Source organism: Campylobacter sp. BCW_4338 (assembly GCF_001763255.1).
GTDB classification, from domain to species: Bacteria; Campylobacterota; Campylobacteria; order Campylobacterales; family Campylobacteraceae; genus Campylobacter_D; species Campylobacter_D jejuni.
The window spans coordinates 12,131-36,032 of the sequence record NZ_MJYJ01000063.1 but is presented as its reverse complement, the minus strand read 5'-3'; the positions used below and the strand labels follow the sequence as shown (position 1 = coordinate 36,032).

The window sequence follows — 23,902 nt, the reverse complement described above, 5'->3', positions numbered from 1 at the left end:
TCCATTTTGATATACTTTAAAAATATTAAATTTTCATAAATTTTTAAGATATTTTTATATTTTATTAAAAATTCTATCCTTGTTTAAGGATAAGAAAATAAAATCTCTAAGAAATCTTCGCTATAAAAATTTGTTTTATTTTATATATTCCATTCATTTAAAATCGCCCCTTTATCACACAATTTCTTTATATTTAGAAGTAGCTTTGGCGGTATAAATTCTTTTATATTTTAAAATTTCTAAAGATTTTTAACATTATAAAAAAATACGTTAAACAATCAAAAAATTTTAACACATCAAGTATTTTTCTAATTTTTAAAAAATTATTTTCACTCTTGACTTATAGCTACTCTAATGTTTTATAATTATAAAAAATCAAAAAAGGAGCAAAAATGCAATACAAAATTTTAGAAAACAATCGCATCGCAAGTAAAGGCTATGCAATGCTTAGCAAGGATGCGAAATTCACACCTTTTGAATTTAGCCGCCATGCTATTGGCGATAATGATATTTTGATTAAAATCCTATATGCAGGTATTTGTCATAGCGATATTCACACTGCAAGAAGCGAGTGGGGAGAGGCTACTTATCCTTGTGTGCCTGGGCATGAGATAGCAGGAGAAGTGATTGCTGTGGGTAAAAATGTGAGTAAATTTAAAGTAGGAGATTACGCAGGGGTTGGTTGTATGGTAAATTCATGCGGTGAATGCGATGCTTGCAAACGCTCACAAGAGCAGTTTTGCGAAAATGGCAAAACCATCTTTACTTACAATAGTTGTGATGTATTTCACGGCAATGAAAACACTTATGGGGGCTACTCAAACAACATAGTTGTAAGTGAAAAATTTGCCATTTGTGTGCCAAAAAATGCACCGATGGATAAGGTTGCACCTTTGCTTTGTGCGGGCATTACCACTTACTCGCCTTTAAGATTTTCTAAGATAAAAGAAGGTTCAAGCGTTGCTATAGCAGGATTTGGCGGACTTGGTATGATGGCTGTAAAATACGCTGTTAAAATGGGTGCAAAGGTTAGCGTTTTTGCTAGAAATGAAAACAAAAAAGCCGATGCTTTGGCTATGGGTGTAAGCTCATTTTACACAAGCACTGATAAAAACGCCGTAAAAGAACGCTTTGATTTAATCATCTCAACCATTCCAACGCCTTATAATCCTGCAATTTATTTAGATTTGCTTAAATTTGGTGGCGAAATGGCTATAGTTGGCTTACCTCCTGTGGAAGATAAGGTAAATATAGGCATAAACGAGCTTGTGCATAAGGCAGGTAAGAAGGTTTATGGTTCGTTAATTGGCGGTATTGCTGAAACTCAAGAAATGCTTGATTTTTCTTTAAAACATGGAATTTATCCAGAAACCGAGCTTATTACCCCACAAGAAATCGATAAAGCTTATGAAAATCTAACCTCAGGAAAGGCTAAATTTCGCTATGTTATTGATATGACAAAAGAATAATTTAATACTTATTAAAAATCACATCGCTAATGTCAAATCCTCTTTGCTTAGCGATGTCTAAAAGCTCTTTTGTGCTTTTTTCATCTATTATATTTCTTGCTAAAATCCAAAGGTATTTTTTATCAGGGCTACCCACAATGGCAACTTTATACTCGCTATCAATAAAAATGATTTCATAATTTACCTTATTAAAAAGGTTCATAAAGATGTTAAATCTCACTGCTAATTGCCTATTTGAAACGATTTTTGCCTTGCCTTTTATACTTGAAATTTCATTTTCTTTACTGCAAAAATTCTCAATTTCTACATAAGGAACGCCATTTTTATATTTAAGCTCGTATTTTGCCTTTGAATTTAGGCAAGATTTTTGAAAAAAGGCGGGTTTTCTAGCCATTTCAAGCCATTCTCCCATATAATTTTGTAAAGAAAGTTCGCCAATTAATTCAAGCATTTTTTTTCCCTTTTGTCTTTCTCGCCCCATTTGCACATAGCTTGTAAAATGGGAATTAAACTTTGTCCGCGTTTGGATAAGCTATATTCTACCTTGGGTGGAATTTGAGCGTATTCTTTTCTGATAATTAAACCATCATTTTCTAGTTCTCTTAAGGTATTGGTTAAAGTTTTAAAAGATATGGAGCTTAAAAAGCGTTTGAGTTCATTATAACGCACGATTTCATAGCGAAATAAGCAGTATAAAATACTCATTTTATATTTTCCATTAATTAATGCTAGAGTATAGTTAAATCCACATTCTTCGAAATTGCACTGAGAATTCTCTTTAGTCATTTAACATTCCTTTAGTATAGTATCTTACTTTATTTTCTGTATTGAAAATGACATCATGTTAAGTTATAATTGTATCATAAAATTTAAAAAAGGATAAAAATGAAAAATATACTCTTGCTTAATGGCGCTAAAGAATTTGGAAATTCAAAAGGACAGCTTAATTTAACATTGCATAATCATGCTTTAGAAATTTTAAAAATACTAGGATATGAAGTAGATCAAACTCACATAGATCAAGGATATGATCCTAAAGAAGAGATACAAAAATTTATAAAAGCTGATGTTGTGATCTATCAAATGCCAACTTGGTGGATGGGCGAGCCTTGGATAGTTAAAAAATATATCGATGAAGTGTTTGGTTTGGGTGCTGGAGTGCTTTTTAAAAATGATGGAAGAACTCATGAAAATCCTAGTAAAAACTACGGAAAAGGTGGTTTAGATCATGGCAAAAAATACATGTTTTCTCTCACTTGGAATGCACCTCTTGAAGCCTTTAATGATAAAAATGAATTTTTTGAAGGAAAGGGTGTAGATATGGTGTATTGGCATTTGCATAAGGCTCATGAATTTATAGGTATGAAAGCTTTACCAACTTTTATGTGTAATGATGTGGTAAAAAATCCTCAAGTGGAAAAATATCTAAACGAGTATGAACTACACTTGAAAAAAATTTTTTAAAAAATTTGACTTAAAAATTTCAAGGTGTAACATTGACTCGAACAAAGTATTTGTATATCTTGCTTGTTTTAGCTATATTTTTATGGAGCTCATCTTGGCCTACTTCTAAGATTTTATCAGCTTATGCTGATACTTCTGTGATTACTTTTTGGCGTTTTTTCTTTGTTTTGCTAGGTTCTTTGATGGTATTAGGCTTTTTAAGAATTCCTTTAAGGCTTGAAAAATCTATTTTAAAATGGGTGCTGATAGCAGGAATTTTAAATGGGCTTTATACTTTTGTATTTTTTATTGCCATTAAGCATGGTTTAGCTGGAAAAGGCGGTGTTTTGGTTACAACTATGATTCCTATTTTTTCTTATTTGATATTTATGATAGCAATATTATTTCAAAAAGATAAAAAATCAACTCACAAGATCACAAAGAGTGAAATTCTAGGCTTATTTTTAGGTTTATTATCTGGATTTTGTTTGTTAAATTTAGGGAGTTTAGAAGATTTATTTGGTAAATTTAATATTTTATTTTTAACTTGTTCTTTTATTTGGGCTTTGATAGCAGTGTTTAATCATAAAGCCAAAGGAGCTCACCCTTTGGCGATTAACTTTTATATTAATCTCATTTCTGTTTTAATGTTTTCTTGGGTATTGTTTGATGTAAAAAGTTATGAAATTTTTCATTTTGAATTTAAATTTTGGATCAGTATGTTTGTTGTGGCTTTTTTATCAACTATTATAGGTACTAGTATTTATTATTATGGGATTCACATTTTAGGGAGTGTTAAGGCAAATTCTTTTGTTTTAATCACTCCTGCTAGTGCTTTAATTTGTAGTTATTTTATACTAGATGAGGTGCCAAATGCACTTACCTTGTTAGGTTGTGCCTTGGCTATAGGTGCTATATATTTTATCAATATTTATGGCAAAAAAGCTTAGATCATTTTCTATAACCGTGGCTATTTTTGTATAGTCTCCTGTGCTTTGTCCTACTGCCATTAAAATGATAGGAATACCACTTTTTGGTACCTGTATGCTTCCAAAAACTGCAGGATCTGAAATAATATCTGTTGAGTTTTTATGCTCTATACTTTTGCTAGATTCTATATAAATCACCATTCTATCACACTTTATAACTAGTATTTAAAAAAGCATCTATGCCTTTTTGAGTAAAAACATCTTTATTTGTTCCTAAAATAACGCGTATAATAGGATCTTTTGAGCTTTTAAAAATAGGATTTTCACATTCTCTAGCTTCTAAATTAAAAGGTATAAAAGTATTATGAGTATTTAAAATATCATCTTTTTGCAAAGCTCTTCCTTTAAAAATTCCAATTCTCATTTTAGCATCGCTGGATTTAGAGTTTAAAAAACTTTTTACTTCAAAGCTACCTGCTACGCATAAATACCCACGAAAACCTATTTTTGCTAAACCAAGTTCTAAAATATCGCCTTTATTTGCTTTATATACCTTGCAAGTTTTTATTTTTTGATTATTAAGCTTTGCCTCAAATTCAGCCCCACTTAAAACAAAATAATTCTCATCTAAAAATTTATATTTTCCACCCTTTAAATAAAGCTCAATTCCTGCTTCATCTTGTTTGTTTCCAAGTAAGATATTTGTCATTCTTAAGGCATCTTCATCCATAGCCCCACTTCTTGCTATGCCAAATTTAGCAAATTTTTTTCTACCAAAGTCTTGCAAACTCGAATTTATAAATGCTTCAATGATTTTATACTCATAAATTTCCTTTTGATAGATTTTTTAGCAACTTGCTCTTGGAACTCAAAAAATTCATCTTTTGAAATGGCTTTAAATTTTAAAAACATACCCGCTTTTAAAAGAGTGGAATTTTTTCATCTTCTTTATCAAAAAATTCCAAAGATGTTCTAGCAATGATTTACCAATCCCCTGGACTTGAAATAAGATAAACTCCTGTTTGTTTATTGGCTATACCTACACTTCCAGCTTCTATTTTTGCTCTAGGGCTTGAAAGGCGTGGGGTAAAAAGTTTTTTGTCCAAACCTCCAAGATAAGGAAAACCTGCCAAACCTAGCATAAAAACAAGATAGTAAGGCTTAGTGTGAAGAGATATAAGTTCTTCTTTTTAAATTTGATTGAAATTCTAAATCCAGTCCAAATTCTTCATCATAACAAAGTGGAACTTCTATACAAAGACTTGAGTTTTGCTCCGTAAGTTTAATATCCTTTTTAATTTTTTTCAAAAAATCAAGCAAAGAATTTAAAGAAAGTATACAAGGATTAAAGTATATAAGCAAGCTTGCATAAGTACTTATCAACTCATCAATACCATAAAATTTCACCTTCTTTTAGGGCTTTTTGTATCCTTTGTTTCGTGCTTAAAACATAAGCATTGATTTGAGGTGAAATTTCTTGTTTAATAAAAAGCAAAAGCAAAGCCTTGCTTCCACTAAAATGCACACTAAACATTGTTAAAACCTATATAAAATTTTCCAAAGCACAAATTTGAATTTGTTCTTTTTCTAAATTTTCTTTGATTTTTTTAACAAATTCTAAAGCTTTTACATTATCCCTATGAACGCAAATACTATCCGCTTTTAAATCAATTTCTTTGCCATTTATGCTTGTAACTTTGCCTTCTTTTATCATTTTTACAACGCGTTTATCGCTAAATTTTTATCAATAGCTGCTATATTATAAAGTGTGCCATAAGCTTTAAAATGCTGTATTTTCATACCTTTTGTCTTAGTAAAGCCAAAGCTCCTAGTTGATACAAGGCATGGTTTTTGACTTCTTCAAAGCTTATTTGCATATTGCGTCTTCCAAAACCCAAAAGATCAGGATAAGATGGGTGTGCTCCTATGCAAACACCATTTTGCTTGGCTAAATTTAAGGTCTTATCCATTACACAAGGATCACCCGCATGAAAGCCACAGGCGACATTTGCTGAGCTTACAAATTTTAAAATTTTTTTCATCCATTCCCATTTTATAGGTGTCAAAACTTTCCTCTAAATCACTATTTAAATCTACTTTGAACATTATTTGACCTTGTATATTTAATTATTGATTTTATTGTATCTAAAGAAGAATTTTAAATAAGCTGAAAGTTTTGAAAAATAAATAAAAAAGTTACAATAAGTAAAAATAATATTTTAAGCAGGCTAAAACCTGCTTAATTTTAATCTTTCCTTGTTTTTGCATCAACTACGAATAAAGGTTTATAGAGCAGTTTAAATCCGCTAATAAAACTTAAAGTATCGTCACTTGTAAGCCAATTGATAAATTTTTTAGCTTCAGTATAATTAACATTTTTGCAATGTTTAGGATTTGTTGCTATAACAGAATAAAAATTTTTAAGGCTATCATTACCTTCATTTACAATGACTAAACTTGGATTTCCTTTTTCACTGGCTTCATATTTGATATAAGTGCCACGATCAGTTAAAATCACACCTTTTTTTTCTTCAGCGATTTTAATGCTTGCTAGCATACCTTGTCCACTTTGTTGATACCAGTTTTCTTTTTCAGGCACACCACCAAGATCTTTCCAAAGACTTTTTTCTTTATTATCAGTACCCGATTTATCGCCTCTTGAGATGAAAGTGAGTTTTTCATTTTTGATAAGTTCTAAACTTTCTTTTAAATTTTTGCCTTTAAATTTAGAAGCTATTGATTTATCCGCAATGATGATAAAATCATTATACATCACAGGGGTTCTATCCACGCCAAAACCTTTTTTTATAAATTCTTTTTCTGCTTTTGGAGAGTGTACAAAAAGTACATCAGCATTGCAATCTTCACCCATTTTTAAAGCCGCACCTGTTCCTACTGCAACCCATTTTAAGGTATTGCCGCTTTCTTGTTCATAAAGAGGCTTTAGAGCATCTAAAAGTCCTGTATTGTCAGTGCTTGTTGTGGTTGCCATTTTAAGTTCTGCTGCACTTGCACTTAAAGCTAAAGCAAGGGCTAAAGAAATGATTTTTTTCATTTTTTCTCCTTATAAATTTACATAAAAAAATATTTTAGCATAATTATGCTAAAATTACTTATTTTAAAAAGGATATTTTTGGATTATATTTTTGATGGTTTTAAACAAGCTTTATTTTTACTTTTTAATGCTGATGAAAGTGTAATTTCAGCTATAAAAACTACACTTTTAAGCTCAAGTATTTCTATAGTTTTAGCTTTGCTCATAGGTTTTCCTTTGGGATTTATTTTAGGCTTTTTTGATTTTAAATTTAAACGCTTTATAAAACTTATCATAGATACTAGCCTTTCTTTTCCAACAGTTGCGGTAGGACTTATACTTTATGCACTGATTTCAAGTCGAGGACCTTTGGGAGAATTTGGACTACTTTTTACTATAAAGGCTTTAATTTTAGGGCAGTTTATTTTAGCACTTCCTATAGTGATCGCACTTTTTTCAAATTTGATAGAAAATATGAATAAAAAACATTTTTTACTTATAAAATCTTTTCACCTAAGTCCTTTAAAACTTGTTTTAATGATGATTTATGAATTACGCTTTGCTTTGATTAGCGTCGTTGCACTAGCTTATGGACGCATTGTAGCAGAAGTAGGAGTAGCGATGATAGTGGGTGGAAATATTAAATACGACACTAGAACCATAACCACGGCTATTTCTCTTGAAACCAACAAAGGCGAATTTGCTAGTGGTATAGCTTTGGCTTTGGTTTTAATTCTCATTGCCTTTTGTTTAAATTTCATTACACACAAACTTAAAAGAACATAAAATGATAGAAATTTCTAATCTTTTTTTCAACTATCAAAACAAAGAAGTTTTAAAAATTAAAAATTTAAAACTTGATACAAGTAAAATTAGCATCTTAATGGGAACGAATGGAAGTGGAAAATCTACATTTTTAAGAATATTAAAATTTTTAGAAGGAGATTTTTCAAAAAATATTTCTTATTTTGGAAATTTTAAACTTAATAATAAACAAAAGCGTGAAATTTATTTGCTTTTTCCAGAGCCTATTTTGTTAAATCGTAGCGTAAGGGCAAATTTTTTATTTACTTTAAAAACTTATGGGATTAAAGAAGATATCGAAGAACGTATAAAAGAAAGTTTGATGTTTTTAAATTTAGATGAAAGTCTTTTAAGTAAATATCCTAATGAACTTTCATCAGGACAAAGTCAAAAAATAGCTTTTGCTATAGCTTTAAGCGTAAGAGCGAAGTATTATTTACTTGATGAACCGAGTGCTTTTTTGGATAAAAATACTACGCTTTTATTTAAAAAAGCTATTCTTAAAATGCGCGAAAATTTCAATACAGGTTTTTTAATCGCAAGTCATGATAAACATTTTTTAGATTCTTTGGCTCAAAAAAAACTTTATTTACACAGTGGAGAAATTTTAGAATTTGAAAATACTAATGTTTTTGAGCTAGAAAATCAAGGTGTAAAATTTTGTAATTTTATAGATTTTAGTAATTGTAAAAAATATAAAGATTTTAAAAAACCTCCAAGTAAAATTGCGATTGATCCTTATAAAATTTCTTTTTTTAATTCTAAAAATATCCCAAAAAATAATTATGAGTTTATTTTAGAAAAATGTTATATTATAGCACTTAGAAGTAGGAAAAGTGATGTTTTTATAAGGGTAAGTTGTATGGATAAAATTTTAGAATTTGCCTTAGAAAAACAAGAATTTTTAAAATTCGATTTAAAATTATACGAAGAACTCAGTCTTTATTTTTATGAAGATGCAATATGTTTCTTAAATTAACATACATTATAAAATTTAAATAAAATATTACAAATATTCCCATTTTTTATAAAATTTATCTTAATTATTTTTTAAATTTGTATTTAATACAAATAAACTCTTATATAATGTTTAAAAATAATCATAAAGGAGTTTTTATGCTTAATCAAAATAATCAAGAGCTTTTTAAGCCAAGTAAAGAATTTTCTCGTAATGCTCGTATAAAAAATTTATGTGAATACTATGATTTATGCGATGAAGCCAAGGAAGATTTTGAAGGTTTTTGGAAAAGACAAGCACTTGAGAAGATCGAGTGGTTTTCGCCTTTTTCAAGAGTACTAAATGAGGATAAAGCTCCATTTTATAAATGGTTTGAAGGTGGAACTTTAAATGTAAGCTATCAATGTCTTGATCGTCATATGAAAACAAGACGCAATAAAGCTGCTTTGATTTTTGAAGGTGAAATGGGGGATTATGAAGTTTATACTTATAGAAGATTATTGCATGAAACTTGCAAGGCAGCCAATTTGCTTAAAAAATTCGGAGTAAAAAAAGGCGATAGGGTTGTAATTTATATGCCTATGATTCCAGAAACAGCTATAGTAATGTTAGCTTGTGCAAGGATTGGGGCCATTCATAGTGTGGTATTTGGAGGGTTTTCTCCTGAAGCCTTAAGAGATAGAATTATAGATGCAGGAGCTAAACTTGTAGTAACGGCTGATGGTGCTTTTCGTCGTGGAAAACCTTATATGTTAAAACCTGCAGTAGATAAGGCTTTAAGTGAAGGGTGTGAAAGTGTAGAAAAAGTACTTATAGTTATACGCAATAATGAGCCTATAGAATATATTAAAGGAAGGGACTATGTTTATAACGAACTTGTGAAAAATGAATCTTATAAGTGTGAACCCGAAATCATGGATAGCGAGGATTTGTTGTTTTTGCTTTACACTTCAGGATCAACGGGCAAGCCAAAAGGAGTTATGCATGCAAGTGCAGGATATATACTTTGGGCACAAATGACTATGGAATGGGTTTTTGATATTAAAGATTATGATAATTATTGGTGTAGTGCTGATGTGGGTTGGATTACAGGACATACTTATGTAGTTTATGGGCCTTTAGCATGTGGAGCAACGACTATAATGCATGAAGGAACTCCTACTTATCCAAATTCTGGGCGTTGGTGGAGAATGATAGAAGAGTATCAAATAAGCAAATTCTACACTTCGCCAACTGCCATAAGAATGCTTCATGCTGATGCGCCTGATGAGCCAAGAAAATATGATTTAAGTACGCTTGAAGTGCTTGGAACGGTTGGAGAGCCTATAAATCCTAGTGCTTGGAAGTGGTTTTATGATGAAATAGGGGGAGCTAAAAGTCCTATAGTCGATACTTGGTGGCAAACAGAAACAGGTGGACATATGATCACGCCTTTACCAGGCGCTACTCCTTTAAAACCAAGTTGTGCTACCTTGCCTTTGCCAGGAATTTTTGCAGAAGTTATTGATGAAGAAGGCAATAAAAAAGATGAAGGTGAAGATGGATTGCTTTGTATAACCAAACCTTGGCCTTCGATGATTCGTGGAATTTGGGGTAATGATGAACGCTATATAGAAAGTTATTTTTCTCAAGCTAGAAAAGATGGAAAAGCTGTATATTTTAGTGGCGATGGTGCTTTTTATGATAAAAATGGTTATATTACCATCACAGGAAGAACAGATGATGTGGTTAATGTTGCAGGACATCGTATAGGAACGGCTGAAATTGAAAGTGCTATTGCTAAACATCCAAGTGTAGCAGAATCAGCTATAGTGAGTATTTTGGATGCGATTAAGGGCGAGTCACTGTTTGCTTTTGTGGTTTTAAGTCCTGCATCCAGTTGTGATCTTGGCAGAGCTATAGAAACTTTAAAGGAACTTAATGACATTTTAAGAGTAGAGATAGGACCTATAGCTAAAATAGAAAAAATTCTTTATACTCCAGGTTTGCCAAAAACTAGAAGTGGTAAAATAATGAGAAGAATTTTAAGAACTATAGCAAGAGGTGAAGAAATCAAACAAGATATTTCAACACTTGAAGATTCTGGAGTAGTAGAAACCATTGTTAAATTGGCTAAGGCCGAGTTTGAATAACCAAGGTAAAAAGAACTTTGCCTTGTTTTGTTGCATAAAAATTCATAAAAATAAGCTATAATGATAAAAAAATAAAAGGAAATTTTTATGCTTCAAACTTGTATTTTCCCTGCGGCAGGTTATGGGACGAGATTTTTACCTGCAACAAAAACTTTACCTAAAGAGATGTTGCCTATCTTAACTAAACCTTTGATTCATTATGGGGTTGATGAAGCTTTGGAAGCAGGAATGGAAAATATGGGCTTTGTCACAGGGCGTGGAAAAAGAGCTTTAGAAGATTATTTTGATATTTCTTATGAACTTGAGCATCAAATTTCAGGTACAAAAAAAGAATACTTACTTGATGAAATTCGTTCTTTAATCAATCGTTGTACCTTTACTTTTACAAGACAAAATCAAATGAAAGGTTTAGGTGATGCGGTTTTAAAAGGTAAACCTTTAGTTGGCGATGAAGCTTTTGGCGTAATTTTGGCTGATGATTTGTGTGTTAATGAAGAAGGCTTAAATGTTATGGCTCAAATGGTAAAAATTTATGAAAAATATCGCTGCACCATCATAGCTGTGATGGAGGTACCAAAAGAACAAGTTTCAAATTATGGAGTAATTTCTGGAAATTTTGTAGAAGAAAATCTTATTATGGTTAATTCTATGATAGAAAAACCAAGTCCTGATGAAGCTCCAAGTAATCTTGCTATCATAGGAAGATATATTTTAACTCCTGATATTTTTGGAATTTTAGAAAATACTAAAGCAGGAAAAAATGGCGAAATTCAACTTACCGACGCGCTTTTAACTCAAGCAACCAATGGTATGGTTTTAGCTTATAAATTTCAAGGGAAACGCTTTGATTGTGGAAGCGTAGAAGGCTTTGTAGAGGCGACAAATTATTTTTACGAGAAAAGTAAATGTTAAACAATACACTTTTTTTTAAGCAAAGTGAAATTCACACTATAAGTTCTTATGCAAATCGTATTAATGATGAGGTAAAAAGTGGAGATATAGGGTATTATCATCTTATTGACACAAGTTTGAATTTAATCGATAAGAGCTTGAAATTTATTCAAGATAAAGAATATGTAAAAAATGTCGTTTTAGTTGGAATGGGAGGTTCAAGTTGCGGTGTAAAAGCCTTGCGCGATATGCTTTTTAATGAAAAAAGTAACCAAAGAGAGCTTTTTATACTCGATAACACAAGCTCACATTCTTTTAATAAGACTTTAGAAAAAATCAAGCTTGAAGAAAGTTTGTTTTTAATCATCAGTAAAACAGGTAGCACTATAGAAGTCGTATCACTTTTTAAACTTCTTATTGAACATTTTAAACTTGATATGCAAGAATTAAAAAAATACTTTGTTTTTATTACTGATAAGGATTCAAAACTTCATAAAGAAGGTGAAAATTTAGGTATTAAATGCTTTTTTATCCCTGCAAATGTAGGAGGTCGTTTTAGCATACTTTCAGCTGTGGGTATAGTTCCACTTTGTTTTTGTGGCTATAATGCCAAAGCTCTTTTAGAAGGAGCTAAAGCTTGTTTTGAAGATTTTTTTACTCGCAAAAAAGATGAAATTTTACAAAAGGCTTATCATTATTGCACACACAAAAATGCCAATATCAATGTGCTTTTTTCATATAGTGATGCTTTTAAAGGCTTTAACGAATGGTATATCCAGCTTATTGCTGAAAGTTTAGGTAAAAAGCAAGGCTATAAACGCATAGGTTTAACTCCTGTTGCACTCATTGGAGCAAGAGATCAGCATAGTTTTTTACAACTCATCATGGATGGACCTAAAAATAAAACTGTAACTTTTTTAAAAATCAAAGACGCTCAAAAAGCACCTATTATCCCTGATATTCATTTTAAATTTTTAGATTCTTTAAGTAATAAAGTCAATCTTCACGAACTTTTAAACGCCCAATGTGATGCAACTATGCATGCTTTAATCGCCGAAAATTTGAGTGTTGATGTGATAGAACTTGAAAAACTTGACGCTTGGCATGCGGGATATTTGATGTATTATTATGAACTTTTTACTTCAACTTGCGGTGTTATGCTAGGGATTAACACTTATGATCAACCTGGTGTGGAAGTTGGAAAGTTGATCTTAAAAAATATATTAATTTCTTAATCAAAATTCATTAAAAAAAGAGTATAATAATTTTAAGTTAAAATTATAATAAAAATTTTTAATTAATAATAATTATTATTTAAGAATTTTATACTATAATTTTAAAAATCAAAAAAAGGAGTCAATCATGTCAGTTACAAAACAATTATTACAAATGCAAGCAGATGCTCATCATCTATGGGTTAAATTTCATAATTATCACTGGAATGTAAAAGGTTTGCAATTTTTTTCTATACACGAGTACACAGAAAAAGCTTATGAAGAAATGGCAGAACTTTTTGATAGTTGTGCTGAAAGAGTTTTACAACTTGGCGAAAAAGCTATCATTTGCCAAAAAGTTTTAATGGAAAATGCAAAAAGTCCAAAAGTTGCAAAAGATTGCTTTACTCCGCTTGAAGTCATAGAACTGATCAAACAAGATTATGAATATCTTTTAGCAGAATTTAAAAAACTCAATGAAGCAGCAGAAAAAGAAAGTGATACCACAACAGCTGCTTTTGCGCAAGAAAATATCGCAAAATATGAAAAAAGTCTTTGGATGATAGGCGCTACTTTACAAGGTGCTTGCAAAATGTAATTTAAGGGGCTTTATGCCCCAATTATACTAACTAGGTTATAATATCCTTTTTTTAAAGGATAAAATTGAAAGTACTTAATTTTTTTTATGAAAACCATCCTAAATTTGAAGTAAGTTATGAAAGAAAAATTCAAATTTCAAAACTAAATATTATCATAAAAGGCCCACGATTTTGTGGTAAAAAAACGCTTATTTTTAATTTTTTATCTCAATTTAAAGCAAGTGAAATTTTGTTTTTAGATTTATATGATACACGTTTTGAAAAACAAAGTTTAGAAAGACTTTCTGATTTTCTGAATGAAAATTTACAAATTAAAATTCTTTGCCTTTATAATTTGGATTTTATTCCTAATTTAGAAAAAATTAAAATTCCCATCATCTTAAGTACAAATATAAAAGATTTAAATGTAAATGGGTTTGAAGAACTTGAACTTGATTATTTTGATTTTGAAGAATTTATTAGTGTAAGTAAGAAAAATTTACCTATAAATAATTTAGTAGGTCTTTTTTTGCAAAGTGGACGGAGTAAATTTGGAGAAAAAAACATACTTTTAAGACAAAGCTTTACTCTTTTAGAATTAGAAATTTTAAAGTATTTAGCTTTAAATTTGGGTCAGCAAATCAGTATTTCTAAGATATTTATAGAACTCAAAAAAAGATTAAAAACTTCAAAAGATAGTGTTTATCAAGCTATAAAAAAATTAGAAAATACTTATGTGATTTATACTTTAAAACATGATGAAAAAAAACTTCAAAAGATTTATTTTAAAGATTTTGGCCTAAGAAATAATCTTTGTATTTCAAAGGATTTTTCACATTTATTTGAAAATTTAGTTTTAAGCGAGTTGTTTAAATTTAAAGAAGAATTTTTTTATAACAAATACTTTAACTTTTATAGCCAAATATCTAAAATTGCTTATATTTCAAGTCCAACTTTAGATATTGATTTGATCAAGCTACGTGCTAAGAAAATTTTACCAAAGGCTTTAGAACTTGGAATTTTTCATGTGATTTTTATCACTCTTTCAAGCGAGGATAGTTTTTTTGAGCAAGGGATTAAATTTGAAGTCATATCTTTTGATAAATTTTCACTTGGATTTTAGGCGTTGTTTGATTTTGTATCGTATTTTTCAAGGTTGTATCGTTTGATGATTTTTGTAATAAGATTGATATAATATCCCTTGCGTTCAGAATAAGAATCTAAAGTTTTAATAGCCTCTAGCCCTGTTATCTCTTTGTCTTCGCTTTCAAATTTAGCTCTTACATCGCGAAACTTTTCATAAGCAAAATGACGATTTAAATTTAAAACATAAGAGTCAACACTATCTTGCAGACTATCAAAAATTTTAATTTTGTGTTTTTTATCTGGATGTCTTAAATCAGGAATTAAACCTTTCTCACCCCAAGTCCATTCTCCAAAAAGATTGTTTGCTTCTCTTGCGAAGCGACTGGTACCTGTAGCACTTTCAACTAAAGCTTGGGCTATACCCATGGATTTTGGAATTTTTTGAATACGTTTTTTATATTCTGCAAAATCATAAAGATTTTCAATGCGATATTTGTTTTTTATCGTGATAAGTTTTTCAAGATTTATTTGGTTTGAAGTCCTAAAGCCTGTTTTGTAAGCATCTTTAAAAAAGGCTTCGATAAAGGCTCTTTCTTGTTCAATTTTTTTAAAGCTTTGATCAAACATTTCATTCATTTTTATAAAAAAAATTTGTCTTTTTTGATCTATATCAAGTTTGTAATATTCCTCTCCAAATCCACTCTTTAGATCATCAGCAAAAAGTGGGATTAGAAAAAGACTAAGAAAAATTATAATTGGCTTCAAAACAATACTTTACCTTTCCCTCAAAAAACAATTCTTCATTTTTATATGTAAACCCCACCTCTTCACCACTTTTAGGAGTTATTTTAACTTTATTTTGTACTTTTTTATTTAAAAATGCCAGATAAAAACAAGCCCCCATTCCTGTGCCACAAGCTAAGGTTTCATCTTCAACTCCGCGTTCATAGGTGCGAACTTTTAAATGATTTTCATCTAAAATTTTTACAAAATTGACATTGGCATTATATTTTTGTCTCATTTTTTGACAAAGCATTGTATCAAATTCATCTAAATTTTGACAAAAATGTACTAGATGTGGAACTCCAGTGTCGCAAAATTGCCAAGTTTTTCCTAATTCTTCAAAAGTATTTTGCACGCTTTTTATTTTGCCTAAAGATACTTCAACTTTATCTTGATTTACCTTTGCTTTTATTACTCCTGCGCCAGTTAAAAAACTCATGTTAGGATTTATTTTGTTAATATGATGTGCAAAATGTGCCGCAGCCCTTGAGCCATTGCCACACATAGCAGCCCTTGAGCCATCGTTATTATAAAATTCCCATTCAAAATCGTATTTTTCATGAGGCAATATCACGATAAAGCCATCCGCACCTATACCCTCATAACGATTACAAAGTTCTTTAGCTAAAACACTTCTATCTTCTTTTCTATCAGCATTTGTTATGACAAAATCATTCCCACTTGCACAATATTTATAAAATTTCACATTTTTCCTTTGGAAATTTCTTGTATTACTTTAACACATTCTTGCCTAAAATCGGCATAAGAATTAGTATTTTTAATGATAAAATCTGCTTTTTTAAGTTTTACTTCAATATCTATTTGAGAATCAAGTCTTGCTTTTGCAGCTTCTAAGCTGAGCTTATCTCTTTGCATGATTCTTTTAAGGCTTAATTCTTTGGGTGTGTAAATTACTATGACTTTGCCTAAATTTTCATAAGCACCGCTTTCAAAAAAAAGAGGAATTTCTGCAAAAAAAGCTTTATTTTCTTTATCTAGAATTTGCATTTGTTCTAAAATTTTAGCTCGAATTTTAGGATGAGTGAAATTTTCTAAGATTTTTTTAGCTTCTTTATTGTTAAAAACAATTTCTCCAAGGATTTTTCTATCGATTTTCTTTTCTTTTGTGAGTAAATTTTTTAAGCTAAAGGGAGAAAAAATCTTTTCAAGTTCTAAAGCATTTTCATCTAAAATTTCATGAGCGATTTTATCTGCACTAATGCTTTTAAAGCCTAAAGAATTCGCTATTTCTATAAAGGTGCTTTTACCACAAGCAATTGAAGCGGTTACAAAAAAAGCATTTTTCATCTTATGCCTTATTAAAACTTTTTTCGTTAAAATACCTTTTTAGTTCTTAAAGGAAAATAAATGAAAATTTCATATGAAGATGCAGGCGTAAGTATAGATAATGGAAATGCCTTTGTAGAGGCTATAAAACCTTTGGTTAAAGAAACTTTTAATGATAATGTTGTAGGTGGAATTGGTTCTTTTGCTGGTGCTTTTAGAATGCCAAGTGGTTTTAAAAAGCCTGTGATTTTAGGTGCAACAGATGGGGTTGGTACCAAGCTTCGCTTGGCAATTGATGCTAAAAAATATGATACTATAGGGCAAGATTTAGTAGCAATGTGTGTGAATGATTTGATTTGTAATTTTGCTACGCCTTTGTTTTTCCTAGATTATTATGCTACAGCCAAGCTCGAAGTAGAAGTAGCAAAGGCTGTTGTATCAGGCATTGCCAAGGGATGTAAGATGGCAAATTGTGCATTAATCGGCGGAGAAACTGCTGAAATGCCTGGAATGTATGCAAAAGATGATTTTGATCTTGCGGGTTTTGCAGTGGGTATGGCTGAAGAAGATGAGATTGATAGAAGTAAATTTGTTAAAAATGGTGATATTTTATTGGCACTTCCTAGTTCAGGACTTCATTCAAATGGTTATTCTTTAGCTAGAAAAGTACTTTTTGAAAGTTTAAAATTAAAATTTGATGACAAGATAGAGGGTAAAAATTTAATTGATATTTTATTAGAACCTACAAGGATTTATGTGCGTGATTTTCTTACACTAAAGCCTTATATCAGTGCTCTAGCACATATTACAGGGGGTGGTTTAGTAGAAAATTTACCACGCGTTTTACCTCGTGGTATGGGTGCAACTATACGCAAACATCATCTTAAAACTCCTGAAATTTTTTATACTATAGGACAGGCTGTAGAAGAAAGCGAAATGTATAGAAGCTTTAACATGGGAGTGGGTTTAGTAATTGTTGTAGATCCTTCTAATGTAAGTAAGGTTTTAGAAAATTCAGATGCCTTTATTATCGGCGAAATTTGCGTTAATGAAGGTATTGTTTTAGAGTGAAAATAAAGCGTCAATACGCTTTATTTTTGTATTTTAAGTTCTATTTTTGTAGTGTTTTGTTCTTTTGGCAAAGGATTGGTTTGTGCTAGATAAAAGGCTACGAGTACATTTACAAGCATAGCGATAAGTAAAAGAGGAGTGGTTCGTTTTATAATATCCATTGGAGCTACTTTTGCAAATCCAGCTAAAGCTATGATTCCGCCTGCTATTGGTGAAGCTGCACGACCTAAACAAGATGCAATTTCTATAGGTAAAACTAGAGTAATAGGTGCAACGTCTAATTTTGTAGCTATATCAGGAGCTAGTTTGCCAAAAGCATTAAAAGCAGCAATTCCACTTCCCATAATCACTGTGGCAAAATAAACTAAAAAGCTTAAAATAGCTATACTCAAAAGAATTCCAAACCATGCAAAATTTCCTGTTCCAAGATTTGAAACCGCGTTAGCAAGGATATTAACTCCACCAAGTGCTTTAATGCCTTCAGCAAATACTCCAGCGGCGATGATTATGCTTACGACTGAGATAAAAATTTCAGCCATAGCTTTTAAAATCACCATCATATCTTCGCCTAATTTTCTAGCATTTCTATGTCTTGCAAATTCAACAAGAAAAACTAAAGAAATGCTTACAAAATTTGCTGTTACAACATCGAGCTTGATAGTAAAAAAATACGCTGTAAATAAAAATACAACAGGTAACCAAGGAAAGAGTATGTAAAAAGTAGGGCATTTAGGATCAATGATTTGCGGAATTTCAACTTCATCATTTAAAACACCTTTTTCTTTATCTCTTTTATCAATCCAAGCAAAATAAAAAGGAATCAAGATGGCAATAACTACAACATAGGCAATCACACTATAAATTTGGTAATTTAAAAAAAGCCCTACGACATTATCACTTTGTCCGACCATATCTGCCATATTGATTGAATTTCCATCTTTTGGACCATAATCAAGCGCAATTAAAGAAAGCACACATACAGCTGTAATAGGACGGATTTTAAGTGAGATTAAAACAGGATAAATACATGCTAACAAAAGCAAAAGCAATCCAGCATAGCTAGAAATGACGATTTTTAAAGCCATTCCAACAACAAAAGTTCCACTTAAAATCAAGTATTTATTTTTGATTTTTCCTAAGGGTTTATTTGCTAAAAAAGCAAGTTTTGCTGAAGCATTGATATGTTTCATATAAGCAGCAAAACCTGCCACACTCATGATAATAAGTCCTACTCCAGAAAGCTGACTTTTAAAAGTCGCTGTGATAAAAGCATAACTATCAAGTAAAACATTCAAAAAGCTTGCATGTTCTCTGCTCGGGGCTTTTGGTATAGGTGTTCCTGTGATGTAAAAAGCAAAAATAAGCAAGATAATACCTGAAAGAAAAAATACAAAAATGGGATTGTATTTTTTGAGTATATAATAAGCAACGACAATTACCGCTAAAAGTGTAGAACATATCATAAAAATTGGCATGATTTCTCCTGAATTTACAGCTTATGAATTTAATTTTAGCTAAATTTTTAAATAAAAAATATTTTTTATTTAAAAATTACTTATTTTTTGTATTGCAAAATTAACATATGTATAGTTTGGTTACTGAAAAATTTATATTTACATAAAAAATGATTTTTGTATTATAATTATAAATAAATCATAAATGTCACAAAGGATTTAGTATGGCAAGAATTTTGGCATTCGATATAGGAATAAGCTCTATTGGCTGGGCATTTAGCGAAAATGATGAGTTAAAAGATTGCGGAGTTAGGATTTTTACAAAGGCTGAAAATCCTAAAACAGGAGAATCCCTAGCCTTACCAAGACGCCTTGCAAGAAGTGCTAGAAAACGCCTTGCTAGACGCAAAGCAAGGCTAAATCACTTAAAACATTTAATCGCAAATGAATTTAAGTTAAATTACGAAGATTATCAAAGCTTTGATGAAAGTTTAGCTAAGGCTTATAAAGGCTCTTTAATTAGCCCTTGTGAGTTAAGATTTAGAGCTTTAAACGAGCTTTTAAGTAAGCAAGATTTTGCAAGAGTGATTTTACATATTGCAAAAAGGCGTGGCTATGATGATATTAAAAATAATGGTGATGAAGAAAAAGGCGAGATTTTAAAAGCTATCAAGCAAAATGAAGAAAAATTAGTAAGTTATCAAAGTGTAGGCGAGTATCTTTATAAAGAGTATTTTCAAAAATTCAAAGAAAATTCCAAAGAATTTATAAATGTTAGAAATAAAAAAGAAAGTTATGAACGCTGCATAGCGCAAAGTTTTTTAAAAGACGAATTAAAGCTTATTTTTCAAAAGCAAAGAGAATTTGGCTTTTCTTTCTCAAAGAAATTTGAAGAAGAAGTGCTTAGTGTAGCATTTTATAAAAGGGCTTTAAAAGATTTTTCTCATTTGGTGGGAAATTGTAGTTTTTTTACTGATGAAAAAAGAGCGCCAAAAAATTCGCCCTTAGCTTTTATGTTTGTAGCGCTTACAAGAATTATCAATCTTTTAAACAATCTTAAAAATACTGAAGGAATTTTATATACAAAAGATGATTTAAACACGCTTTTAAATGAAGTTTTAAAAAACGGCACTCTAACTTATAAACAAACAAAAAAGCTTTTGGGCTTAAGTAATGATTATGAGTTTAAAGGAGAAAAAGGAACTTATTTTATTGAGTTTCAAAAATACAAAGAATTTGTAAAAGCCCTAGGTGAGCATAATTTAAGCCAAGATGATTTAAATGAAATAGCAAAAGATATTACCCTTATAAAAGATGAGATTAAACTTAAAAAGGCTTTAGCAAAATATGATTTAAATCAAAATCAAATTGATAGCTTAAGCAAATTGGAATTTAAAGACCATTTAAATATAAGTTTTAAAGCCTTAAAACTTATCACTCCTTTAATGCTTGAAGGTAAAAAATACGATGAAGCTTGCAATGAGCTTAATTTGAAAGTAGCAATTAATGAAGATAAAAAAGACTTTTTACCCGCATTTAATGAAACTTATTACAAAGATGAAGTAATTAATCCTGTGGTTTTAAGGGCGATTAAAGAATATAGAAAGGTCTTAAATGCCTTGCTTAAAAAATATGGTAAAGTGCATAAAATAAACATTGAATTAGCAAGAGAAGTAGGTAAAAATCACAGTCAAAGAGCTAAAATAGAAAAAGAGCAAAACGAAAATTACAAGGCCAAAAAAGACGCCGAACTTGAATGTGAGAAACTAGGCTTAAAAATAAATAGTAAAAATATTTTAAAATTAAGATTATTTAAAGAACAAAAAGAATTTTGTGTTTATAGTGGGGAAAAGATTAAAATTAGTGATTTGCAAGATGAAAAAATGCTTGAAATTGACCATATTTACCCTTATTCTAGAAGTTTTGATGATTCTTATATGAATAAAGTTTTAGTTTTTACCAAGCAAAATCAAGAAAAACTTAATAAAACCCCCTTTGAAACCTTTGGCAATGATAGAGTAAAATGGCAGAAAATTGAAGTTTTAGCAAAAAATTTACCTACTAAAAAGCAAAAAAGAATTTTAGATAAAAACTACAAAGACAAAGAGCAAAAAGACTTTAAAGATAGAAATCTAAACGATACTCGCTACATCGCAAGGCTTGTTTTAAACTATACTAAAGATTATTTAGATTTTTTACCTTTAAGTGATGATGAAAATACAAAATTAAACGACACACAAAAAGGCTCAAAAGTGCATGTAGAAGCAAAAAGCGGTATGCTAACATCCACTTTAAGACACACTTGGGGCTTTAGCACTAAGGATAGAAATAACCATCTTCATCATGCCATCGATGCAGCAATTATTGCTTATGCAAACAACTCTATCGTAAAGGCTTTTTCAGATTTTAAAAAAGAGCAAGAAAGCAACACTGCAGAACTTTATGCAAAAAAAATTAGTGAATTAGATTATAAAAACAAAAGGAAGTTTTTTGAGCCTTTTAGTGGTTTTAGGCAAAAGCTTTTAGATAAAATTGATGAAATTTTTGTCTCAAAACCTGAGAGAAAAAAGCCAAGTGGAGCTTTACATGAAGAAACATTTAGAAAAGAAGAAGAATTCTATCAATCATACGGCGGAAAAGAAGGAGTTTTAAAAGCCCTAGAGCTTGGTAAAATCCGCAAAGTAAATGGTAAAATCGTTAGCAATGGTGATATGTTTAGAGTGGATATTTTTAAACACAAAAAGACAAATAAATTTTATGCTGTGCCAATTTATACCATGGATTTTGCTTTAAAAGTATTACCAAATAAAGCCGTGGTGCAAGGTAAAGTAAAAAGTCAGGTCTTATAAAAGATTGGATTTTAATGGATGAAAATTATGAGTTTTGCTTTTCTTTATACAAAGATAGTTTGATTTTAATTCAAACTAAAGATATGCAAGAGCCAGAACTTGTTTATTATGAAAGGCTAGATAGCTCAAATGCTAGCCTAACTGTTTCAAAACACGATAATAAATTTGAAACGCTAAGCAAAAATCAAAAAATATTGTTTAAAAATGCAAATGAAAAAGAAGTAATCGCAAAAAGCATAGGAATTCAAAATCTAAAAGTATTTGAAAAATACATAGTTTCAGTACTTGGAGAAGTGACAAAGGCTGAGTTTAGACAAAGAGAAGATTTTAAAAAATGAGTTACGATGAAGCTTTTAAAACACTGCTTATTAGCTCTAATGCCAAGCTAAATTTAGAGCTAAATCATCTTGTGATTAAGCAAGATGAAAATGTAGCAAAATTGTTTTTAAAAGATATAAACATCATCGTTTTAGAAAGCTTGCAAGCAAGCCTGAGTTCCGCACTTTTTAACGCTTTTGCAAAGCATAAAATCATCTTGCTAACCTGTGATGAAACTCATAGTATAAATGGTGTTTTTACTCCTTTTTTAGGGCATTTTCAAAGTGCAAAAATCGCAAAAGAGCAAATGAATGTAAGTGCTCAAAAAAAGGCTATTTTATGGCAAAAAATCATTAAAAACAAAATCCTAAATCAAGCCTTTGTTTTGAAAAAACACAATAAAATAGAGCAAAGCAATGAGCTTATAAATTTGGCTAAAAAAGTAACCTTAAATGATAGTAAAAATATTGAAGCTGTTGCGGCGGTGTTGTATTTTAAAACTTTGTTTGGTGCTTCTTTTTCAAGAGATGAGCTTTGCTTTGAAAATTCTGCTTTAAATTATGGCTATGCAATCATTAGGGCTTGTATTATTAGAGCAGTTTGTATCAGTGGACTTTTGCCTTGGCTTGGCATAAAGCACAATAATATTTATAATTCTTTTGCGCTTTGTGATGATTTGATAGAAGTGTTTAGGGCTAGTGTTGATGATTGTGTTTTAGAACTTGTGGGTGAAAGTGAGTTTTTAAACAAAGATGACAAAAGAGCGTTGATTGGTCATTTACAAAGCAAAATCAATTTTGATGGGCAAAATTATCCTTTAAATAGAGCGATAAATCATTATGTGGCAAATTTTAAAAATGCTTTATTGTATGAAGATGAACTAAAGATAGTGAAATTTGATGATTGAAGATAAATTTATGCGTGTGCTTTTGATGTTTGATGTGCCAACTAAAAGTAAAAAAGAGCAAAAACTAGCAAGTAAATTTAGAAACAATCTTATAAAATTAGGTTATTTTATGCTGCAATTTAGCGTTTATATGCGTATTTGCAAGGGTTTAAGTTCCGCAAAAAGTTCTATTGAAAATGTAAAAAAGATTTTGCCACCTTATGGAAATGTAAGGGCTTTAATCATCACTGAAAAGCAGTTTGATAAAATGGAGCTTTTGCTTGGTGGCATAGTTTTTAACGAAAAAGTTAATAACGAAACTAATTTAACGCTTTTTGATATAGATAGTCATGGAGAATTTAAATACAAAAATTCAAATAATGAAGAAATTCAAATAAACAAAAAACAAGAAAAATATCACCAGCAAAATTTATTTGAATTTTAAAAGCGGTTTTAGAGGATTGTAACCCCGCAGAGTCCCGCAAACTCTTTATTTTAGTCCCTTTTTAAATTTCTTATGAGATTATAGCATAATTTTTGCTATTTTTATTAAAAAACCCTGAAATTTTCATTATCTGGTAAATATCTATTTTACCATAAAGAAATTTAAAAAGGGACTAAAACTCGTTCTTATGATGAGTTTATAAAAAATTTATTTTACCATAAAGAAATTTAAAAAGGGACTAAAACTCGTTCTTATGATGAGTTTATAAAAA

At 30.3% G+C, this 23,902-nt stretch carries 20 protein-coding genes and 4 pseudogenes; 14 read left to right on the top strand and 10 right to left on the bottom strand.

The features are described from left to right. The first annotated feature begins 392 nt into the window (after window positions 1-392). Entirely contained in the window at window positions 393-1,469 is a 1,077-nt protein-coding gene (locus tag AJN69_RS08265) for an NAD(P)-dependent alcohol dehydrogenase (protein WP_044780392.1), read from the top strand. A gap of 1 nt (window position 1,470) precedes the next feature. On the opposite strand, the gene AJN69_RS08260 is transcribed toward AJN69_RS08265, so the two are convergent. Continuing rightward, window positions 1,471-1,920: a lipocalin family protein gene (locus AJN69_RS08260; protein WP_044794443.1), complete on the bottom strand. Its 450-nt coding sequence runs from the start codon at window positions 1,918-1,920 to the stop codon at window positions 1,471-1,473. Continuing rightward, window positions 1,908-2,255: a MarR family transcription factor RrpA gene (gene rrpA, locus AJN69_RS08255; RefSeq protein ID WP_070288062.1), complete on the bottom strand. Its 348-nt coding sequence runs from the start codon at window positions 2,253-2,255 to the stop codon at window positions 1,908-1,910. Before rrpA ends, AJN69_RS08260 begins: the two co-directional genes overlap by 13 nt. 99 nt (window positions 2,256-2,354) lie before the next feature. On the opposite strand from rrpA, the gene AJN69_RS08250 reads away from it, so the two are divergent. Together AJN69_RS08250 and AJN69_RS08245 are read left to right on the top strand one after the other, a co-directional pair. Further along, window positions 2,355-2,933, top strand: a complete 579-nt coding sequence (locus tag AJN69_RS08250; protein WP_070210376.1) for an NAD(P)H-dependent oxidoreductase — start codon at window positions 2,355-2,357, stop codon at window positions 2,931-2,933. Window positions 2,934-2,965: 32 nt separating this feature from the next. After that, entirely contained in the window at window positions 2,966-3,862 is an 897-nt protein-coding gene (locus AJN69_RS08245) for a DMT family transporter (protein WP_070288060.1), read from the top strand. Here the strand turns inward: AJN69_RS08245 and AJN69_RS09875 are convergent. From AJN69_RS09875 to tupA, 4 genes and pseudogenes are all read right to left on the bottom strand, one after another. Further along, window positions 3,848-4,670, bottom strand: a pseudogene (locus AJN69_RS09875) (biotin-dependent carboxyltransferase family protein); the annotation flags it as partial. The gene AJN69_RS08245 and the pseudogene AJN69_RS09875 overlap by 15 nt on opposite strands. Continuing rightward, window positions 4,656-5,375, bottom strand: a pseudogene (locus AJN69_RS10140) (5-oxoprolinase subunit B family protein); the annotation flags it as partial. The pseudogenes AJN69_RS09875 and AJN69_RS10140, both read right to left, overlap by 15 nt. Window positions 5,376-5,384: 9 nt before the next feature. Continuing rightward, window positions 5,385-5,947 (bottom strand): annotated as a pseudogene (locus tag AJN69_RS08230) (5-oxoprolinase subunit PxpA). A 139-nt stretch (window positions 5,948-6,086) separates the two neighbouring features. Beyond that, complete coding sequence (gene tupA, locus AJN69_RS08225; protein ID WP_002862184.1) at window positions 6,087-6,896, bottom strand: tungstate ABC transporter substrate-binding protein TupA; 810 nt, start codon at window positions 6,894-6,896, stop codon at window positions 6,087-6,089. A 78-nt stretch (window positions 6,897-6,974) separates the two neighbouring features. Between tupA and tupB the strand changes: the two genes are divergently transcribed. From tupB to AJN69_RS08190, 7 genes are all read left to right on the top strand, one after another. Beyond that, the gene (gene tupB / locus AJN69_RS08220) at window positions 6,975-7,661 is read left to right on the top strand and encodes a tungstate ABC transporter permease TupB (RefSeq protein ID WP_002871132.1); all 687 of its coding nucleotides are present in this window, start codon (window positions 6,975-6,977) and stop codon (window positions 7,659-7,661) included. Between the two features lies 1 nt (window position 7,662). Then, window positions 7,663-8,658 carry a tungstate ABC transporter ATP-binding protein TupC gene (tupC, locus tag AJN69_RS08215; protein WP_070288059.1) on the top strand — a complete coding sequence of 332 codons (996 nt, stop codon included), beginning with the start codon at window positions 7,663-7,665 and terminating at the stop codon, window positions 8,656-8,658. Between the two features lie 137 nt (window positions 8,659-8,795). Then, window positions 8,796-10,769 (top strand): acetate--CoA ligase, encoded by a 1,974-nt coding sequence (gene acs / locus AJN69_RS08210; protein WP_070288057.1) that lies wholly within the window; start codon window positions 8,796-8,798, stop codon window positions 10,767-10,769. An 87-nt stretch (window positions 10,770-10,856) separates the two neighbouring features. Beyond that, complete coding sequence (gene galU, locus AJN69_RS08205; RefSeq protein WP_002871129.1) at window positions 10,857-11,681, top strand: UTP--glucose-1-phosphate uridylyltransferase GalU; 825 nt, start codon at window positions 10,857-10,859, stop codon at window positions 11,679-11,681. Further along, window positions 11,675-12,895 (top strand): glucose-6-phosphate isomerase, encoded by a 1,221-nt coding sequence (locus tag AJN69_RS08200; protein ID WP_070210373.1) that lies wholly within the window; start codon window positions 11,675-11,677, stop codon window positions 12,893-12,895. The genes galU and AJN69_RS08200 overlap by 7 nt, the downstream gene beginning before the upstream one ends. Before the next feature lie 127 nt (window positions 12,896-13,022). After that, on the top strand, window positions 13,023-13,472 hold the full coding sequence (locus AJN69_RS08195) for a DNA starvation/stationary phase protection protein (protein WP_052858423.1): 450 nt from the start codon (window positions 13,023-13,025) through the stop codon (window positions 13,470-13,472). A 65-nt stretch (window positions 13,473-13,537) separates the two neighbouring features. After that, window positions 13,538-14,575 (top strand): DUF4143 domain-containing protein, encoded by a 1,038-nt coding sequence (locus AJN69_RS08190; protein WP_070210372.1) that lies wholly within the window; start codon window positions 13,538-13,540, stop codon window positions 14,573-14,575. Here AJN69_RS08190 and AJN69_RS08185 read toward each other — a convergent pair. From AJN69_RS08185 to coaE, 3 genes are read right to left on the bottom strand one after another with little or no spacing between them, the layout of a single operon-like run. Continuing rightward, entirely contained in the window at window positions 14,572-15,303 is a 732-nt protein-coding gene (locus tag AJN69_RS08185; protein ID WP_002862176.1) for a glucosaminidase domain-containing protein, read from the bottom strand. The genes AJN69_RS08190 and AJN69_RS08185 overlap by 4 nt on opposite strands. Further along, window positions 15,278-16,027, bottom strand: coding sequence for a diaminopimelate epimerase (gene dapF, locus AJN69_RS08180; protein WP_002862175.1), 750 nt, complete (start codon window positions 16,025-16,027; stop codon window positions 15,278-15,280). The genes AJN69_RS08185 and dapF overlap by 26 nt, the downstream gene beginning before the upstream one ends. Further along, window positions 16,024-16,629: a dephospho-CoA kinase gene (coaE, locus tag AJN69_RS08175; protein ID WP_070288055.1), complete on the bottom strand. Its 606-nt coding sequence runs from the start codon at window positions 16,627-16,629 to the stop codon at window positions 16,024-16,026. Before coaE ends, dapF begins: the two co-directional genes overlap by 4 nt. Before the next feature lie 60 nt (window positions 16,630-16,689). On the opposite strand from coaE, the gene purM reads away from it, so the two are divergent. Next, entirely contained in the window at window positions 16,690-17,679 is a 990-nt protein-coding gene (gene purM, locus AJN69_RS08170; RefSeq protein WP_070288054.1) for a phosphoribosylformylglycinamidine cyclo-ligase, read from the top strand. A gap of 20 nt (window positions 17,680-17,699) precedes the next feature. Here the strand turns inward: purM and dcuC are convergent, their stop codons facing one another. Further along, the gene (gene dcuC / locus AJN69_RS08165) at window positions 17,700-19,154 is read right to left on the bottom strand and encodes a C4-dicarboxylate transporter DcuC (RefSeq protein ID WP_070288052.1); all 1,455 of its coding nucleotides are present in this window, start codon (window positions 19,152-19,154) and stop codon (window positions 17,700-17,702) included. 203 nt (window positions 19,155-19,357) lie between these two features. Between dcuC and cas9 the strand changes: the two are divergent. The 3 genes and pseudogenes from cas9 (at window position 19,358) to cas2 (ending at window position 23,631) form a co-directional block, all read left to right on the top strand. Continuing rightward, a pseudogene (gene cas9, locus AJN69_RS08160) lies at window positions 19,358-22,320 on the top strand (type II CRISPR RNA-guided endonuclease Cas9). Then, window positions 22,317-23,207, top strand: coding sequence for a type II CRISPR-associated endonuclease Cas1 (cas1, locus tag AJN69_RS08155; RefSeq protein ID WP_044780406.1), 891 nt, complete (start codon window positions 22,317-22,319; stop codon window positions 23,205-23,207). The pseudogene cas9 and the gene cas1 overlap by 4 nt, the downstream one beginning before the upstream one ends. After that, entirely contained in the window at window positions 23,200-23,631 is a 432-nt protein-coding gene (cas2, locus tag AJN69_RS08150; RefSeq protein WP_002797817.1) for a CRISPR-associated endonuclease Cas2, read from the top strand. The genes cas1 and cas2 overlap by 8 nt, the downstream gene beginning before the upstream one ends. Window positions 23,632-23,902: the final 271 nt, after the last annotated feature.

Coding starts and splice junctions, on each gene's coding strand:
- AJN69_RS08265 (WP_044780392.1), top strand. CDS start 393: ATGCAATACAAAATTTTAGAAAACAATCGCATCGCAAGTAAAGGCTAT.
- AJN69_RS08260 (WP_044794443.1), bottom strand. CDS start 1,920: ATGCTTGAATTAATTGGCGAACTTTCTTTACAAAATTATATGGGAGAA.
- rrpA (WP_070288062.1), bottom strand. CDS start 2,255: ATGACTAAAGAGAATTCTCAGTGCAATTTCGAAGAATGTGGATTTAAC.
- AJN69_RS08250 (WP_070210376.1), top strand. CDS start 2,355: ATGAAAAATATACTCTTGCTTAATGGCGCTAAAGAATTTGGAAATTCA.
- tupA (WP_002862184.1), bottom strand. CDS start 6,896: ATGAAAAAAATCATTTCTTTAGCCCTTGCTTTAGCTTTAAGTGCAAGT.
- tupC (WP_070288059.1), top strand. CDS start 7,663: ATGATAGAAATTTCTAATCTTTTTTTCAACTATCAAAACAAAGAAGTT.
- acs (WP_070288057.1), top strand. CDS start 8,796: ATGCTTAATCAAAATAATCAAGAGCTTTTTAAGCCAAGTAAAGAATTT.
- galU (WP_002871129.1), top strand. CDS start 10,857: ATGCTTCAAACTTGTATTTTCCCTGCGGCAGGTTATGGGACGAGATTT.
- AJN69_RS08200 (WP_070210373.1), top strand. CDS start 11,675: ATGTTAAACAATACACTTTTTTTTAAGCAAAGTGAAATTCACACTATA.
- AJN69_RS08195 (WP_052858423.1), top strand. CDS start 13,023: ATGTCAGTTACAAAACAATTATTACAAATGCAAGCAGATGCTCATCAT.
- coaE (WP_070288055.1), bottom strand. CDS start 16,629: ATGAAAAATGCTTTTTTTGTAACCGCTTCAATTGCTTGTGGTAAAAGC.
- purM (WP_070288054.1), top strand. CDS start 16,690: ATGAAAATTTCATATGAAGATGCAGGCGTAAGTATAGATAATGGAAAT.
- dcuC (WP_070288052.1), bottom strand. CDS start 19,154: ATGCCAATTTTTATGATATGTTCTACACTTTTAGCGGTAATTGTCGTT.
- cas1 (WP_044780406.1), top strand. CDS start 22,317: ATGAGTTACGATGAAGCTTTTAAAACACTGCTTATTAGCTCTAATGCC.
- cas2 (WP_002797817.1), top strand. CDS start 23,200: ATGATTGAAGATAAATTTATGCGTGTGCTTTTGATGTTTGATGTGCCA.